This is a genomic window from Halomonas sp. TG39a (assembly GCF_000744395.1).
Lineage (GTDB): Bacteria > Pseudomonadota > Gammaproteobacteria > Pseudomonadales > Halomonadaceae > Vreelandella > Vreelandella ventosae_B.
Map to the genome: position 1 here is coordinate 3539675 of NZ_JQLV01000001.1, position 16240 is coordinate 3555914.

Genomic DNA, 16240 nt, shown 5'->3' on the forward strand with positions numbered 1-16240 from the left:
GGGTTACTACTCTTACACAGTAGAGAGAATTCGACTTTTTAGCTATGTTAATTATCACTGTTCGATAACTAGGCAACTGATCAATAGCGATACAGCGCTAGGCGCGCTGGGCCACGGCGCCATAGGTGCGCTTTTCCAACCAGCGCCCAGCGGCAAAAATCACCAAGCCACAGAGCGCCAACCCAGCACCGACCAAGCCCGTGCTCGACCAGCTGAAGCCTGCGCTGATTGCCAGGCCTGCAAGCCACGCCCCTAGCGCATTGGCACCGTTAAAGGCCGCGTGGTTCAGTGAGGCCGCCATGGTTTGAGCATCCTCTGCCACATCCATTAAGCGTGTTTGTAGCGAAGGCGCCAGCGCCATGCTGGTGCCCACCAAGCCAACAAACAGCAGCCCTGTCCAAACGTTATTAGCGGCAAAGTAAAACAGCCCCTGAACTACCCCACACCAGAGCAGGATGGTCGGAATCGCGCGCATCAGGTTTTTATCAGCCATGCGCCCACCGATTAAATTACCGGCAATCGAGCCCAGGCCGAAGATCACCAGTACCAAAGGCCCCAGGGCTTCGCTCATACCGGCTTGCTGGGTCAATGTCGGCATCACATAGCTAAAAATAGCGAACATGCCGCCGCAGCCGATGCAGGCGAGCGCCAGCGTGACCAAGACGCGCTGCTTAAGCAGCGCTGTTAGCTCACGTACTGGGCTTGCGAGGTCATCAACGGGCTGCACCGGTACATATAGGCGAATCAACGCGGCGGTAAGCAACGCAATGCCCCCAACGCCGGCAAAGGCGATCTGCCAGCCAAACAGATTGCCCGTCCAGGTGCCTAGCGGTGCGCCAATCAAAATCGCCACGGTTAAACCCATCATCACCCGAGAAATAGCCCGCGCCCTTTGGTCAACCGGTACCGCCCCCGCCGCCACTAGCGCCGCGATGCCAAAATAGGCGCCATGGGGCAGACCCGCCAGAAAACGCAGGCCCACAAATGACCAAAAACCCGGCGCCATAGCACTGGCGATATTACCCACGGCAAACACCAGCATCAGAATAATCAACAGCATCCGCCTGGGCGCCCGCGCGGCCAGCGCTGAAATCAGCGGCGCGCCGACCACGACACCCAAGGCGTAGCTGCTAATGGCATAACCCACTTGAGGCACCGTCACGTCTAAATCACCCGCGACACGGTTCATCAAGCCCATAATGACGAACTCGCTGGTGCCAATCCCAAAGCCACCCAGCGCCAACACAAATTCGGCCAAACGCGGGTTGCGCGCTAGCCCTTGAGACGACGGTGCTGTCGAATCCTGCATGCTTATCTCCTTGGGATACCGCCCTGTTGGTATCTCGATTAGCGCTAAATGATCGCAGGATTAGACGAAAGTAGAAACCAGCTGTGTTTAAAAAGTTAGCGGGCAAAGAAGATAATTGAGAAGGCACCCGAGTAGTTAGTCGTCAAGGTTTCACGCTTTCACTCGCGCTTTGCTAGTGTGGCGCTTTTACCAAGACACGTGAGGCAATAATGACGCCCGAAACAATCGACCAAGCCATGCAAGCGTTGGCTAAGGCAGACCCGGATATCGCGCGCGCATACCCATTGGTGGGCGCCCCCCAGCCCCGGGAACGTGACCCGGGCTTTGCGACGTTCTTCAGCACTATCGTCAGCCAGCAACTTTCCACCGAGGCCGCTCGTGCGATTATGGGCCGCGTCAATACGTTGCTGCCCGAGCTGCACGCTAAAGCGGTCATGGAGATAGAGGGCCAAGCGCTGCGCGATGCTGGGCTCTCCTGGCGTAAAATTGAGTACGCCAAGGGCCTAGCAGAAGCGGAGCTGGCAGGCACATTTAGCGCTGATGGGCTTGAGCAGCTAAGCGACGACGAGGCGATTGCCGCGATTACTGAGCTGCGCGGCTTTGGCCGCTGGAGCGCCGAAATCTACCTGATGTTCTCGCTGAAACGCCCGGATATCTTTCCCGCCGACGATCTTGCCCTACGGGTAGCCTTGGGCCGTTTAAAAGGCATGGACGACAAGCCCACGCCCAAGCAAGCCCGTCAGTTGGTGGAAGCCTGGGCTCCCTGGCGCACGGTGGGGTCACTGTTTTTGTGGCACTACTACCGCGGCGAGCCGTTATAGCAACTCTCTTTACCCAAGCCCTGTCTTTAAACAACCCCTGTCTTTAAATAATCTTAGGCGTCGAGCCCGCCAAATTTGCCGTTCTGATAGTCATCAACCGCCTGGACAATCTCTTCGCGGGTAGTCATCACAAAGGGACCGTGGGAATACACAGGTTCGTCTATTACTTCCCCATGGCCAAACAGCAGGCGTGCGTCGCTGCTGGCTTCGATTTCGAGGCTCTCGCCATCACGGTCTACTTCGATCAAATGGTGAGGCTGAACGGGTTCACCGCCTATCTCGACGTCACCACTCACTACGTAAAGAAACACCTGCCGCCCAGGTGAGACGGGCAGATGCGCGTACGCGCCCGCAGGCAGCTGCAGGGTCGACATAAATACGCCGGTTAGCGTGTCAATTGGCCCAACGCTACCCTGCCACTGCCCGGCGATCAGGTTCAGCTCACCGCCGCCCGGTAGTGCAATAGCGGGGATGGACGCTTCCTGTAGTCCCACGTAGCGCGGCTCACTCATCTTCAAACGCGCCGGTAGATTGACCCACAGTTGAAGAATCTCCAGCGGGCCACCGTCGCGCAGAAACTCCGGCGGCGAAATTTCCGCATGCACAATGCCACTGCCCGCGGTCATCCACTGCACGCCACCTTTGTGGATGATGCTTTGATGGCTAGCGCTATCAGCGTGGGCAAGCGACCCTTCCAGGATAAACGTCACCGTTTCAAACCCGCGATGCGGGTGCGGGCCAAACGGCAGGCCACGGTTGTTGGCCGGGTACGTTTGCGGGCCGTGGTGATTCAAAAACAGAAACGGGTCGAGCTGATCCAAACCAGGCCCTGGCAGCGGCCGACGAGTAGTTAAATCACCGATATCATCGCGCTTGGCCGGGTGCTGGGCGATCACGCGGCGCACTGACTGGGTAGTGTCTATTGTCATCATTTACTCCTTATCAATAATGTATAGCGTAAAACCTACAGCCGCGGATAAGGAGCGAATAATTTGCCACGTTTCATTGCAGGAAATTGTTATTAAACGGCTCAGCGGTTTCCTTAAAATTTGGTCACCACAGTCACACCCGCCCCTTCAAATTTATCCATGTTCATCAGCGCATCAATCGACTGCTCAAGGGTGATTCGTTTGCCGATAAGCTGCTCAGGCGCCAGCTTTCCAGACTGAATCATCGCCAGCATGGCGTCATAACGATGCGCCTGCATGCCATGGCTGCCGAGTATTTCAAGCTCGTTGGCAATAACCTTACTCATGGGAATAGCTGGTGTGCTGTTCTCAGCCAACATCAACCCGACCTGAATATGCTTGCCGCGTTTACGCAGATTGCTGATCGAGTTAAAGCAGGTCGTCGGGTGCCCTAGCGCATCCAACGACACGTGAGCACCACCTCGGGTTATTTCCGCAACTGCTTCAACCACATTGGCCACCTTGGCGGCATTCACAGTGGCAACGGCGCCCAGTTGACGGGCCAGAGTAAGCGCCTCCTCCGAAATATCGATGGCAACGACGTTGGCACCGATGGCGTTGGCAATCATTACGGCGGATAGACCAACACCTCCGCAGCCGTGAATGGCCACCCACTGCCCAGCCGATGTTTGGCCCTGATCGACGACCGCCCGAAAGGAAGTGACAAACCGACACCCCAGGCTGGCCGCCGTCGCGAAGTCGAGTGTCTCTGGCAGCGCAACCAAGTTCACATCGGCATAGTGAATACTCACATACTCAGCAAATGAGCCCCAGTGCGTGAAGCCGGGCTGAAACTGGCTATCGCACACCTGATGGTTGCCCGAGTGACACTCTGGGCAAGTGCCACAGCCACCCACGAACGGCACCGTAACGCGGTCGCCAATGCGCCATTGCGTTACATCTTTACCAACGGCTTCGACTACGCCTGCCAGCTCATGGCCCGGCACATGGGGAAGCTGGATATCGGTATCATGCCCCACCCAGCCATGCCAATCGCTACGGCACACCCCATTAGCCATCACTTTCACCACCACACCGTGAGGTTCAGGCGTCGGATCGGGCAACTGCTGGATACTCGGCGGGGCGGAAAACTGCTCAAAAACAACGGCCTTCATCAAGGTCTCCTAAACCGTATTGCTGTTTTTACTTTATAACTGTTTAAAGGGTTAAGAAGCGAATTAGTCACCGCTAACATTTAACCGCCCCACTACTTGAAACGAATTATCCGTGGGACGCACCACAATCATCTCGCCAGAGCCTACGCCGCTGCCAACCAACGCGGTGATATTCACCTGATGGGTAACCAGCAGCAAATTGCCCGGCCCTTTCCATGCGGCGATCTGCTGCTGGGCGGTTTGGGTGATTGACGCTTGATCACCGCGCCCGCGAAAGAAGGAGTCTAACCAGGGTGTAGGCTCTACAGGCCCCAGCGCCATCAGTTCAGCGGTATCCATTGCCCGGCACCAGCTTGATGAATACACCGCCGCAATGGGGATCTCCCTCTCCCGAAATGCACGACCAACGGCTTGCGCCTGAGCACGGCCACTCGCAGAAAGATTGCGCTGAGTCTCGCAGCGGCCACGTTCAAAGCCCGGCGGGTCACCAATGCCAGGGGCCAGGGAGTGGCGCATGAAAATTACCAAGCTGCCTTCTTGCAGTGCTTGCCAGGTTGTTTCGTTTGCCTGGGTGCTGATGGGCAGGCTGCTCAGCACAGCGAGCAGTAGGGTTAAGGTGATGTGGCGTAGGGTGGGCATGGGGAGGCGTCCTTAAATCGGCAAAATTTGCTTTCGTTAGGCCTAAGCCAACTGCCATTACTACTCTATGACACCAGGGGTTAAGCCGATGACGGAGCAAAACCCAATCGCCTTTAGCAGCCTTGTTAGCGCGATTACCCAACAGATAGAGTAGGCACGCGGGCAGGTTCGCCAAGCCGTGAATACGGCCATGGTACAAAGTTACTGGGAAATAGGCCGTTTAATTGTCGAGCACGAACAGCAAGGCAATCGTCGTGCTGAGTATGGTAAGCAGCAGCTACAGCAACTCTCAAAACAGCTTACCGAGCGGCTGGGAAAGGGCTTTGATGTCACCAACTTGCGCAATATGCGCCGCTTTTATCAAGCCTTTCCAATTCGGGAGACAGTGTCTCTCGAATTGAGTTGGTCGCATTACAACCTGCTAGCTAAGGTAGAAAACCCAAGTGCGCGAGCTTGGTATCAACAAGAGGCGGAACAGCACAGCTGGAGTGTTCGCGCTCTAGAGCGCCAGATTAGCACCCTCTACTACGAGCGCCTGCTGGCTAGCCAAAACAAAACGCCGGTTGAACAGGAAGCAAAAGAAAACACTCAGCCGTTGGCGGAAACCGCCAAAGACTATCTGCGTGATCCCTACATTCTGGATTTTCTAAATCTACAAGACAAAACCTATCAAGAAAGCCAGTTAGAGCAGGCCATTATCAGCAACCTGCAGCAGTTTCTGCTAGAACTGGGCAAAGGCTTTGCCTTCGTTGAGCGCCAGCAGCGTATTCGCTTTGACGACGAAGATTTCTACATCGACTTGGTGTTCTACAACTTCAAACTGAAGTGCTTTTTGCTGGTGGATCTAAAACTCGGCAAGCTCAGGCATCAGGATATTGGCCAGATGGATACCTACGTGCGCTTATACGATGAACAGCGCAGAGGCAGCGACGATAACCCCACCATCGGCTTGGTTCTGTGCAGTGAAAAAAGCGAGGCCGTAGTGAAGTACTCGGTACTGGCCGAACAAAAGCAGCTGTTTGCGGCGAAGTATCTGCCTTATTTGCCCTCAGAGGATGAACTCAAGCGCGAGCTAGAGCGTGAGCGAGCTCAAGCAGTGGAACAGCTTCAGCAGCAAGCACTGGGCAATGAGTGACCGAGGCCACAACCCAAAAGTAGACTTAGCTAAGCACACCCTATTTCATTAGTATGGGTGGTAATAAAGCATTCGCGACAAAGAAGCCTTGGATGGCATAAAGCTGGCCCGCGAACTGACTATCTGGTTTCACAGCTCGTTTGGCAAGGCAGGCACCGCCTTCAACCCCGGCCCTTTTGTACCGCCCGGCACCAAGCCCGTGGGCAAAAAAGAGCATGCCGATTACGTGCTGTTTATTGGCCTGACGCCTATCGCCGTGGTGGAAGCCAAAAAGAGGACGTCAACTTGACGTTCAAGTCCGAGCGCTATGGCCGTGAGGTTCAGATGACACCACCTTTGATGGACTTTGACGCCCTTGGTGAAAGACGCTTCGCGACACTCAAACCTATGGCCAGTTCGGCAGCTCGGTGATCGTGCCAGTGTTTCAGGCTGTGGCGGAGGCGATGAAGCCCCGGATGCTGAAGGGAAAAGCGAGAAGGCTAAGTGGCATCAGTGCGGCGATCCATAAAGTGTTATAAGCCGCTAGATATGCAGTTTTAGAAAACAGTTTATGACGAGTTCTAATATTAGTTACCCTTCGTCATTTCAGGTAGCCTAGCGGAAACATGCGTCACACTGTTTAATGACAAAAGGTAATTACACGTGGCCAGCAGTAACTTCGATTTCCTGAAACATCACGATGAGCTTCTGGTGCGTTTGGCACAGACCGCTGAAGCCTGCTTTGTTTCTGATCCCAACACCACGCTGATTAAAATGCGCCAGCTTGGTGAAGAATTGGCGAGAACCATCGCTTCACGTCTGGGGGTAGCATCAGGAAGTGATGTGAAACAGATCGATTTACTGCGAGAGCTCGATAATACTCTCCGTCTGGATCAGCAGATAAAAGATGCTTTTCACAGTTTGAGAAAGCTGGGTAATTGCGCTGCCCACGATTTGACCTCGTCTAATCACCGGGATGCGCTGAAAGCGCTTCAGTTGGGACATGCGCTGGCCATGTGGTTTCATCTCCAATTTGGCGGTGCAAAGGCCCTGGGCTTTAAAACCAAGGCTTTCATAAAGCCCGAAGATCCCTCTTCCAGAGTCCGTGATCTTGAAGAAAAGATTCTGGAGCTGCACAAACAGCACCATTCAACGACAGACCGTCTTACCAAGACTGAAGCATTGAAAGAAGCCGAAGCTCTGAAAGCCGAAGCGGAAAGACAGCGTGCTGAGCGTATGTCGACCGAAAGCAAGGTGTGGGAAGAGTTGGCAACCGAGCATGAAGCGACCCTTGAGAAATATCGGGCCAAAATGAATGAAGCAAACGTTCTATATTTTCAATCATTTACTCAGCAGGCCCCTGAAGCGCAGGCAGTACAAATCAGTAACGTTGAAAAGTCCACACTGCAGCTCAACGAAGCGGAAACACGTGTCCTAATCGACGAGCAACTCATTGAGGCAGGCTGGGAAGCTGATAGCGTCAATCTCAAATATTCCGCTGGCGCACGGCCAATTCCCAATCAAAACCGGGCTATTGCTGAATGGCCAACAGCTTCCGGCCCCGCCGACTATGTCCTGTTCATTGGCCTGATGCCTGTAGCCGTTGTAGAGGCCAAAAAGAGCGCCAGAAACGTTTATGGCAGCATCGATCAGGCCAAGCGTTATGCCAAGGGTCTACAGGAGAAAGGTGCGTTTACCGTTGAAGAGCTTTATGGAGAGTTTCGTGTGCCGCTGGCCTTCGCAACCAATGGCCGTCCTTACCTGAAACAGCTGGAGCAGGAAAGTGGTATCTGGTTTTTGGACGTGCGCGACGATACCAACCGACGTCGAGCGCTAAACGGTTGGTATTCGCCACAGGAAATAAAAACCTATCTCCGGCAAACCCCTCAGCAAGCTGAAGATGAGCTGGAGGCCATGGGGTTTGATTATCATCTTGCCTTGCGCGACTACCAGATCGAGGCCATTCGAGCGACTGAAACCCGTATCAAGCAAGGAGAAACCGCGGCCCTGATAGCCATGGCAACCGGGACAGGCAAGACCAAAACAGCCATCGCCATGGTCTATCGATTTCTCAAGGCTGAGCGTTTTCGCCGCATCCTGTTTCTGGTGGATCGCTCTGCACTGGGCGTACAGGCAACCGATGATTTCGGTGAGGTTCGGCTGGAAAACCTCAATACCTTTGCAGAAACCTTTGATGTCATCGGTATGGCGCCAAACAAGACTCCCAAGGCGACACCGGATGATGCCACCAAGGTTCACGTTGCCACCGTGCAGGGTCTGGTCAAGCGAATCCTTTACCCGACTGATGGCACGGCGCGGCCCGGCGTTGGCCAGTATGACTGCATCATTGTCGATGAATGCCACCGGGGCTATCTGCTGGATCGTGAGCTTAGCGATACCGAGCAAATGTTTCGTGACCAGAAGGACTACCAGTCAAAGTATCGCAGCGTCATCGACTACTTCGATGCTTTCAAGATCGGACTGACCGCTACGCCCGCCCTGCACACGACCGAGATTTTTGGCGCCCCTGTTTTTACCTACAGCTACACAGAAGCCGTGCTGGACGGCTATCTCAATGACCATCTTCCACCCATTCGGATACGTACAAAGCTCTCTGAAGAGGGTATCTCCTACAAGGTAAATGAACAGGTAACGGTTTACGACGTCGCCAATAACACGATCGATACCTATAACACGCCCGATGAATTGAACTTTGATGTTAGCGATTTCAACCGCAAGGTGATTGCTCCTGAGTTCACGAGCGTTGTCACCCGATGGTTGATCGAAAGCGATTCGATCAATCCCTATTCACCGGCGAAAACACTGGTCTTTTGCGTAACAGACAAGCACGCCGATGATGTAGTTGAAGCGTTCAAGACCGCCATTGAGCATTATCATGGTGAAGTTGAAGACGACGCCGTACAAAAGATCACTGGTGCCAGTGACAAGCCGCTGGAAAAGATTCGCAGCTATAAAAACGATCGACTGCCTAACATTGCCGTCACCGTTGATTTGATGACGACAGGAATAGATGTTCCCGCCATCTGTAATCTGGTGTTTCTACGTCGAGTGAACAGTCGAATTCTATTTGAACAGATGCTGGGGCGCGCCACTCGGCTATGCCCTGATATCGGCAAGGGGCCATTCCGAATCTATGACGCCGTAGATATCTACACGCAGCTGGAACACGTGAACACCATGAAACCGGTGGTCACCAAGGTTGACCTTGCCTTCAAGGGTCTTGAAGACGACATGAAGCAAGAGAGCGCTCCAGAGCTCCAGGACCTTGCCAGGAAGCAGTTTATTTCAAAGCTTCAGGTCAAAAAGAACTACCTGCTGCCAGAGCAGGCTGACAAATTTGAAATCATTGCAGGCAAGTCTCCCGGTGAGTTCGCTCGTGAGCTCAAGAACATGCCTGTCTCGCAACTCGCCGAATGGTTTACTAACAATCCTGGACTCGGTGAATTGCTTGATACCACCGTTACCAATGGTGGTGGGGGCTGGAGACCTAATGTAGTGATTCATGATGGCAGTGATAAGATAGCGGGTATCACTACGGGCTATGGCGAGGGGCAAAAACCGGAAGATTATCTGAAAGCCTTCAAAGCCTATATCAACGCCAACAGTAACCGTCTGGCGGCGCTTCAGACCGTGATCAACCGCCCGTGGGAGCTCACCCGTCAAAGTCTGAGAGAGCTCGCCGTCGAACTTGAGCGCAATCAGTTTCGTGAGCAGGACCTTCAGGTCGCTTGGCGTGAACTGACGCAGGAAGAGATCGCTGCCAAGATCATTGGGTTTATTCGGCAAGCAGCGCTAGGCGAGCCTCTGGTCCCTTGGGATCAACGAGTTGATAATGCGCTGGAAACGATTCTCCAGAGCCAGCCTTGGAAGACCCCCCAGCGTGATTGGCTTAAGCTGATCGCCAAGCAGATGAAGGCCACCATCATTGTGGATGAGGCCGCGCTGAATCAGGGGCCGTTCAAGGCCCAGGGCGGTATCAAACGCGCTAACAAGCTCTTTGATCAGCCCGTTACCGATATCCTCACACAGTTTAACCAAGCGCTCTGGGCATGACCCAGAGCGCCAACCACATGAAGTAGACACCAACCATGAACACCCCGAACCTCGTCGCTAAACTCTGGAACCTTTGTAATCTGTTGCGTGACGATGGCGTGACCTATCACGAATACATTACCGAACTGACGTATCTTGTCTTTCTCAAGATGGTGGAAGAGACCGGGCAGGATGAACTGTTGCCGGCCAATAATACCTGGACGGATCTGGAGAACCAGAACTCGGCCAGCCGGCTGGAGTTCTACAAGAAAATGCTGGTCGATCTTGGCGGCCACGGCTCAAGGATCACGCAGGCGATCTATAACAATGCCCACACCGTAATCCGCAAGCCAGCGACGCTGGATAAACTGATCACTGAAATCGACAAGCTCGATTGGTACAGCGCCCGCCAGGAAGGCCTAGGCGATATGTATGAAGGGCTACTGGAAATCAATGCCAGCGAGAAGAAATCCGGCGCAGGTCAGTACTTCACTCCGCGTGTACTGATCAATGCCATGGTCAAGCTGATGAAGCCGACCCTGGACGACGTGATTGTGGACCCGACGGCCGGTACTGGTGGGTTTCTGATCAGCGCCCACCATCATATTGGTGCCAATAACGATGTCGAGGCATTGGATGAAGCGGCCTATGATCGTTACCAACACAAGACCTTTTATGGCATGGAATTTGTGCCGGATACCCGCCGTCTGGCATTGATGAACCTGATGCTGCACGACATCGCCATCGATGATCATCACGCTGGCATCCTGTTTGGCGACACCCTTAGTAATGAAGGTAAGCAGCTCCCCAGAGCGTCGCTGTTGCTCGCCAACCCTCCCTTTGGCACCAAACAAGGCGGCGGTATCCCGACCCGGGATGATCTGCTGTTTTACAGCAGTAACAAGCAGCAGGCCTTCCTGCATTTGATGTATCACGTGATGCTCAAACCCGGCGGCCGCGCCGCGGTGGTGCTGCCGGACAACGTGCTGTTCGAGGCCGGCCAGGGTGCCCAGGTACGCCACGACCTGATGGAGAAGTGCAACCTGCACACCATTCTCCGCCTGCCCACCGGCATTTTTTATGCCGCGGGTGTTAAAACCAACGTTTTGTTTTTCTCCAAGCCTGAAGACCCCACCCAGGACAAGGGCAACACGCAAAACGTCTGGGTCTATGACCTGCGCACCAACATGCCGAGCTTCGGCAAGCGCACGCCCTTTACTGACAAATACCTTGAACCATTCGAGACCGTATTTGGTGACGACCCCAACGGTCAAAGCCCGCGGCAGGAAGGCGAGTGGTCGTTCAACGCTGACGAGATCGCCGTTGATCCTGACGCCACGGACGAAAACCAGGGCGTGATCGATGACCGACTCGCCAAATCCCGCTGGCGCTGCTTCTCCCGCGAGTGGATTCGCGACACCAAGGGCGACTCGCTTGATATCAGCTGGCTCAAGGACAAGGACAGCGTGGATGCTGCTGACATGCCTGACCCCGAGGTGCTGGCCGGCGAGGCCATGAGCGAGCTGGTGCAAGCTCTGGGCGAGCTGGACGGGCTGATGCGTGAACTAGGAGCTGAGGAAGAGGCCGATGGGCAACGGGTATTGTTGAAGGAAATGATGGGTGGGGATAAATAAATGATGGAAGTATCGATCCCCGATGAATGGGCTGTCATCGAATATGGTGATGTGTTGACCTCCGTATCAAATGGTATAGGAGGAAAACAAAACAAAGATGGCTCAGGTATTCCTGTTAGTCGTATTGAAACTATTGCTCATGAAACAATCAACTTTAGTCGGGTTGGTTTCATAGAGATATACGATACTAATAAAGTTGAAAAATATAAAATTAATAAGGGCGACATCTTATTTAGCCATATAAACAGCCCGACCCACCTTGGAAAGACTGCCATTTTCGATAAGAATCGCGAACTTTATCATGGAATAAACTTACTTCGGTTAGTTGTGAATAAAAAGTGTATGATTGCGCGCTTTTTTAATTATCATTGCAAGTTTTCGAGGAAGGCTGGCATCTTCTCACAAAATGCTCAGCATGCAGTAAATCAATCGTCCATAAATCAGAAGAAGCTGTCTAGGTTTAAGGTTCCGCTTCCCCCCCTTGCCGAACAAAAAATCATCGCCGACAAACTCGACACCCTGCTGGCGCAGGTGGACAACACCAAAGCCCGCCTTGAGCCTATTCCCAAGATCCTCAAGCGCTTTCGTCAATCCGTACTGGCAGGGGCGATGAGTGGGCGGTTGACGAAAGAGTGGCGAGCCACTAATCACCAAAACATTGGAGATGTGAAGCCATTATCTGTAGCAGGAAAAATAATTGCAGGACAATCTCCCAGTAGATCAGAGGTTAACTTTGATGGGAAAGGCGAACCGTATGTAACCGGTCCTGAACAATGGGATGGAAGAAAAATATTACATAATAAGTGGACAGAGTACCCTAAACGTATGGCCCCGGATGGCTCGATATTTGTCACAGTAAAAGGTGCTGGTGTGGGAACTACTTTTCCGGGCTGTTATGCAGCGATCGGTCGTGATGTGTATGCGTTTGTCCCTAACGAAAAGATGAACTACACCTACATTCTTTTTGCCATTCAGGCTTCCGCCGCAGATGTTGTTTTAAAAGCTAAGGGGTTAATCCCTGGCTTGACGAAAAGTAATATAATTGACCACGAAATATACTTGCCGCCACTCAAAGAACAAATCGAAATCGTCCGCCGCGTGGATCGACTCTTTGCCCACGCCGACCGTATCGAGCATCAGGTGAATCAATCGCTGGCGCGGGTGAACAACCTCACCCAATCCATTCTCGCCAAAGCTTTCCGAGGCGAACTCACCGAGCAGTGGCGTAAAGACAACCCTGACCTGATCACCGGCGAGAACAGCGCAGAGGCGCTGCTGGAAAGGATCAAAGCAGAACGGGCGGTGAAAGCGCCAGCAAAACGCCGCAAACGTAGTGCATAAGCGGCTGACTCCATTATCAATTAGAAGTGACAAAGGTTAGGCAAGAAAGCGAAACATGAACTTTTAAGCGGTGGGCACATCAAATTGATTGGAAAAAATTACCATTATGGTAAACAATACAACCAACGTTAGCGTCTATTCAGGGCAACCGCCTAGCGAGGCCGGTAGCAAACGAATTCACATTGAAGACGAGCCGCTGTACGCCGTAACTGACGTACTAGCGCTGCTGGACGCAGGTGACGAACAGACGGTGCTATGGACACGCAAGTGCATAGCAGATGTTCAACAGCTTGCTTATGAAATATCAGACGTCCGCGCATTGCTGAAACAAGCGCTTACCGGTGGTCAGTATTTAAAATCTGAATGGTGTGTGCAGAAGCCAACAGGCCCATGGGCTGCATGCGATAGCTACCGCTTGCAGCGAATCGAGTGGATAGAGCATGCACACAAAGAAATGCACATAGAATACTACGTAAAATTTGCGATTGGTAAAACAGGCAAGCTACTGCTGCTGGTTTCTTGCCATACTTAGTACCGAGGAGTGTCATGGCTAATCACATTTGTCCGATCTGCGAATCTGGGCAGCTTCATGCCCGTAGCGAATGGATAGACGTTGAGCACATGGGCAAACATAGCCGCATTGAAAGCCACTTTTTGGCTTGTGATGGCTGTGGTAGCGAGCAGGCAGGAACAAAAGAAGCACGTGATAATAAGCGCGCAATGACTGCTTTTAAGAAACAAGCGCAGGGGCTACTCACTGGCGCAGAAGTGCTCGCATTACGTAAGCATTGGCAATTAAATCAACAAGACGCTGCTCGCATCTTTGGCGGTGGCCCTGTGGCGTTCTCTAAGTACGAATCAGATGATGTCATGCAATCTGATGCTATGGATAAGCTGTTACGCGTCGCCGATCAGGTGCCAGCCGCGCTGGAGAAGCTGAAAGCCGATGCTGGAGTAACAAACAGAGAAACTCGCCTTTGGAAAACGACCTCTATCGTTGGGCTACGCTCACTCCCACGCAAGGTAAATACTAAGGTGATCCAGTCTCATGAGATCGAGCGCGAGGTCTGTTATGGCTAAAGCTAAAGTCAGCAAAAAGCTGCAACAAGCGATTGACAGCTTGGTCATCAACGACGTTTATCTCAAGTCCGCGCAAGCTGAGTGCGAAGACGATTTTGATCCCAAGTCAGCCGATAGTTTAGAAGTGCTGTCGGTGCAGCAAATGCACATTGTGCGTAAAAGTGAAGTGATACAAGTGGATGGCGACGGCCAACTGGTACGCATCTATATTCGCCTTGGGGCTCGTTGGGTTTCACAACAACAAGAGGATGAAGAGCCTGATATTAAAGCGCTTATAGAAGGGGAGTTTATTGCAGAGTACCTAGTAACCGACTCAATAGAGCAAGAAGCAATAGATGAGTACGCGCTTAAAAACGCCAGTTATCACGTTTGGCCCTATTGGCGCGAATTCTTGAGCTCACAATGCGAACGCTTGCGCTTACCGCGAGTGGTTTTACCCACCGTTCAGTTTAGCAAGCAACCCGATCCTATAGCCGATTGATCGGCCTATAACATATTGGGTGCTGTGCACGGTGCTGCTAGACTCACTTGATCTACGCAAATCGTTACTAGGAAAGCCCCCGTATGACCAAGGCAAATATCAACACCCAGATGCTGACCTGGGCGCGCGAGCGCTCCGGCATCCCGGTGCCTGAATTTGCACATAAGTGCGGGGTGAATGAAGAAAAACTGCTGGCATGGGAAGCGGGTGAAAAGCCCATCACCTTCCGCCAAGCGATGCAGTTTGCCGAAAAAGCCTACGTCCCTTTTGGGTACCTGTTTCTTACAGAGCCGCCCGAAGAAGTGTTGCCCATTCCCGATCTTCGAACGCTGGAAGGCCAAGGTGTTACTCGGCCGAGCGCTGAGCTTCTTGATCTGATCAAGCTAATGCTTCAGCGCCAGGAGTGGTACCGGGACTATTTAAAGCAGCACTTTGCCGAGCCCAATCCAAATGTTGGCCGCTTTTCTGCCAATCACTCTGTCGCTGAAATCGTCGCCGACATGCGCTCCCAGTTAGGCGTTGAGGATCACCCTAAGCGCGGTAAATGGGATGACTATTACCGCGATTTAACCCAGCGAATCGAAGCACAGGGAATCCTGGTGATGCGCCAAGGCGATATGGGCCACTACACACGCCCTTTGCGAGTTGAAGAGTTCCGCGGGTTTGCCATTGTAGATGACTATGCGCCTATCATTTTCGTCAATCATGGCGATGCGCTAGGTGCGCGCTTATTTACTCTGATCCATGAGCTTTGTCATATTTGGATTGGGCAGTCTGGCATTTCCGATGGAAACGCTAATACGCACCGCCAACAAGAAGTGCTTTGTAATGCCGTCGCGGCAGAGTTTTTAGTACCAGAACAAGAATTCAGCTCTCTTTGGCAACACGATTTAGTGCACTGGCAAGATAACTTACCGACGTTGGAAGCCCACTTTCACGTCAGCACCTGGGCATTGGCGCGCCGTGCGTTGACGCTCAATTTTATTTCTCAAGCGCAATACGGCCATTATATTGCTGAACAGCAGGCGCAGCACAAAGCAAATGAGAGCAGTGGCGGGCCAACCTACTACCAGACTAAGAAATCCCAAATCAGCCAATCATTTTCTAGGGCGGTGGTCAGTGAAGCACTGAGTGGTCAGTTGATGTTACGCGAAGCGAGCGACCTGCTAGGCGGGGTCAAACCTAGTAAAATAGAGCGCTTTGCTCAATTTCTGTGTCCAAACTGAATCTACTCTCGTCTCTGGCCAGCCCTTTGACCTTCCCTACCTGACACACAGAGCTTGTCGTCTTATAAATTGCTTTTAATAAAAATAGCAACTAATGTGTTGCTGTAAACTAAAAAAGCAACTTATTTGATGACACCGCCATGCCGTTACTGGATCAGATCAAAAAGCGCCGTGTTGCGCTAGGCTTCAAACAAAGTGACATGCAGATGCGGGTGGGAATGTCGCGCCAGCAGTATCAACGGCTTGAAGCCAGTGGCAACCCGCGCCTTAACACGTTAGAACTGGTGGCTAAGGGGTTGAACAGCGAGATTATGTTGATCCCCCAAGAGAAGCGCGACGCGGTGTTGGCCCTGCTCGCAGGTCATACGGTGGGCACACCTTCCTCTGATATGGAGGATAACGGCGATAGCGTCATTGATGACCCGTGGAAAGGCTTACTAGAGGATGATTAACCGTACA

At 52.7% G+C, this 16240-nt stretch carries 14 protein-coding genes and 1 pseudogene; 11 read left to right on the top strand and 4 right to left on the bottom strand.

Annotated features, from left to right (window positions below; genetic code table 11):
• Window positions 1-97 precede the first annotated feature (97 nt).
• Window positions 98-1309 carry an MFS transporter gene (locus U738_RS15900; protein WP_035582278.1) on the bottom strand — a complete coding sequence of 404 codons (1212 nt, stop codon included), beginning with the start codon at window positions 1307-1309 and terminating at the stop codon, window positions 98-100.
• Between the two features lie 209 nt (window positions 1310-1518).
• On the opposite strand from U738_RS15900, the gene U738_RS15905 reads away from it, so the two are divergent.
• Complete coding sequence (locus U738_RS15905) at window positions 1519-2130, top strand: DNA-3-methyladenine glycosylase family protein (RefSeq protein WP_035582281.1); 612 nt, start codon at window positions 1519-1521, stop codon at window positions 2128-2130.
• A 53-nt stretch (window positions 2131-2183) separates the two neighbouring features.
• Here U738_RS15905 and U738_RS15910 read toward each other — a convergent pair whose 3' ends face one another.
• The 3 genes from U738_RS15910 to U738_RS15920 all read right to left on the bottom strand — a co-directional run bounded on the left by U738_RS15910 (window position 2184) and on the right by U738_RS15920 (window position 4852).
• Window positions 2184-3059 carry a pirin family protein gene (locus U738_RS15910; protein ID WP_035582284.1) on the bottom strand — a complete coding sequence of 292 codons (876 nt, stop codon included), beginning with the start codon at window positions 3057-3059 and terminating at the stop codon, window positions 2184-2186.
• 113 nt (window positions 3060-3172) lie between these two features.
• On the bottom strand, window positions 3173-4213 hold the full coding sequence (locus tag U738_RS15915; protein WP_035582286.1) for a zinc-dependent alcohol dehydrogenase family protein: 1041 nt from the start codon (window positions 4211-4213) through the stop codon (window positions 3173-3175).
• Between the two features lie 63 nt (window positions 4214-4276).
• Window positions 4277-4852 carry a histidine phosphatase family protein gene (locus U738_RS15920; protein WP_035582288.1) on the bottom strand — a complete coding sequence of 192 codons (576 nt, stop codon included), beginning with the start codon at window positions 4850-4852 and terminating at the stop codon, window positions 4277-4279.
• A gap of 166 nt (window positions 4853-5018) precedes the next feature.
• Here U738_RS15920 and U738_RS23840 point away from each other — a divergent pair.
• The 10 genes and pseudogenes from U738_RS23840 to U738_RS15970 all read left to right on the top strand — a co-directional run.
• Window positions 5019-5987: pseudogene (locus tag U738_RS23840) on the top strand (PDDEXK nuclease domain-containing protein); the annotation flags it as partial.
• Window positions 5988-6075: 88 nt separating this feature from the next.
• Window positions 6076-6276 carry a hypothetical protein gene (locus U738_RS15930; protein WP_035582290.1) on the top strand — a complete coding sequence of 67 codons (201 nt, stop codon included), beginning with the start codon at window positions 6076-6078 and terminating at the stop codon, window positions 6274-6276.
• A gap of 353 nt (window positions 6277-6629) precedes the next feature.
• Window positions 6630-10040, top strand: coding sequence for a type I restriction-modification system endonuclease (gene hsdR, locus U738_RS15935; RefSeq protein WP_035582292.1), 3411 nt, complete (start codon window positions 6630-6632; stop codon window positions 10038-10040).
• Window positions 10041-10075: 35 nt separating this feature from the next.
• The gene (locus tag U738_RS15940) at window positions 10076-11653 is read left to right on the top strand and encodes a class I SAM-dependent DNA methyltransferase (RefSeq protein WP_035582294.1); all 1578 of its coding nucleotides are present in this window, start codon (window positions 10076-10078) and stop codon (window positions 11651-11653) included.
• Window positions 11654-12994 carry a restriction endonuclease subunit S gene (locus U738_RS15945; protein WP_050712775.1) on the top strand — a complete coding sequence of 447 codons (1341 nt, stop codon included), beginning with the start codon at window positions 11654-11656 and terminating at the stop codon, window positions 12992-12994. It abuts the gene before it with no gap.
• Between the two features lie 88 nt (window positions 12995-13082).
• On the top strand, window positions 13083-13526 hold the full coding sequence (locus U738_RS15950; RefSeq protein ID WP_197671955.1) for a hypothetical protein: 444 nt from the start codon (window positions 13083-13085) through the stop codon (window positions 13524-13526).
• A 14-nt stretch (window positions 13527-13540) separates the two neighbouring features.
• Window positions 13541-14074, top strand: coding sequence for a type II toxin-antitoxin system MqsA family antitoxin (locus tag U738_RS15955; RefSeq protein WP_035582299.1), 534 nt, complete (start codon window positions 13541-13543; stop codon window positions 14072-14074).
• Window positions 14067-14555 (top strand): hypothetical protein, encoded by a 489-nt coding sequence (locus tag U738_RS15960; protein WP_035582302.1) that lies wholly within the window; start codon window positions 14067-14069, stop codon window positions 14553-14555. The genes U738_RS15955 and U738_RS15960 overlap by 8 nt, the downstream gene beginning before the upstream one ends.
• An 83-nt stretch (window positions 14556-14638) precedes the next feature.
• A complete protein-coding gene (locus tag U738_RS15965) occupies window positions 14639-15781 on the top strand; it encodes an ImmA/IrrE family metallo-endopeptidase (RefSeq protein WP_035582305.1) in 1143 nt (380 codons plus the stop codon).
• A gap of 140 nt (window positions 15782-15921) precedes the next feature.
• Window positions 15922-16233, top strand: coding sequence for a helix-turn-helix transcriptional regulator (locus U738_RS15970; protein ID WP_035582308.1), 312 nt, complete (start codon window positions 15922-15924; stop codon window positions 16231-16233).
• The last annotated feature ends 7 nt before the right edge of the window (window positions 16234-16240 follow it).

Coding starts and splice junctions, on each gene's coding strand:
- U738_RS15955 (WP_035582299.1), top strand. CDS start 13,541: ATGGCTAATCACATTTGTCCGATCTGCGAATCTGGGCAGCTTCATGCC.
- U738_RS15920 (WP_035582288.1), bottom strand. CDS start 4,852: ATGCCCACCCTACGCCACATCACCTTAACCCTACTGCTCGCTGTGCTG.
- U738_RS15945 (WP_050712775.1), top strand. CDS start 11,654: ATGATGGAAGTATCGATCCCCGATGAATGGGCTGTCATCGAATATGGT.
- U738_RS15940 (WP_035582294.1), top strand. CDS start 10,076: ATGAACACCCCGAACCTCGTCGCTAAACTCTGGAACCTTTGTAATCTG.
- U738_RS15970 (WP_035582308.1), top strand. CDS start 15,922: ATGCCGTTACTGGATCAGATCAAAAAGCGCCGTGTTGCGCTAGGCTTC.
- U738_RS15965 (WP_035582305.1), top strand. CDS start 14,639: ATGACCAAGGCAAATATCAACACCCAGATGCTGACCTGGGCGCGCGAG.
- U738_RS15900 (WP_035582278.1), bottom strand. CDS start 1,309: ATGCAGGATTCGACAGCACCGTCGTCTCAAGGGCTAGCGCGCAACCCG.
- U738_RS15905 (WP_035582281.1), top strand. CDS start 1,519: ATGACGCCCGAAACAATCGACCAAGCCATGCAAGCGTTGGCTAAGGCA.
- U738_RS15915 (WP_035582286.1), bottom strand. CDS start 4,213: ATGAAGGCCGTTGTTTTTGAGCAGTTTTCCGCCCCGCCGAGTATCCAG.
- U738_RS15960 (WP_035582302.1), top strand. CDS start 14,067: ATGGCTAAAGCTAAAGTCAGCAAAAAGCTGCAACAAGCGATTGACAGC.
- U738_RS15910 (WP_035582284.1), bottom strand. CDS start 3,059: ATGACAATAGACACTACCCAGTCAGTGCGCCGCGTGATCGCCCAGCAC.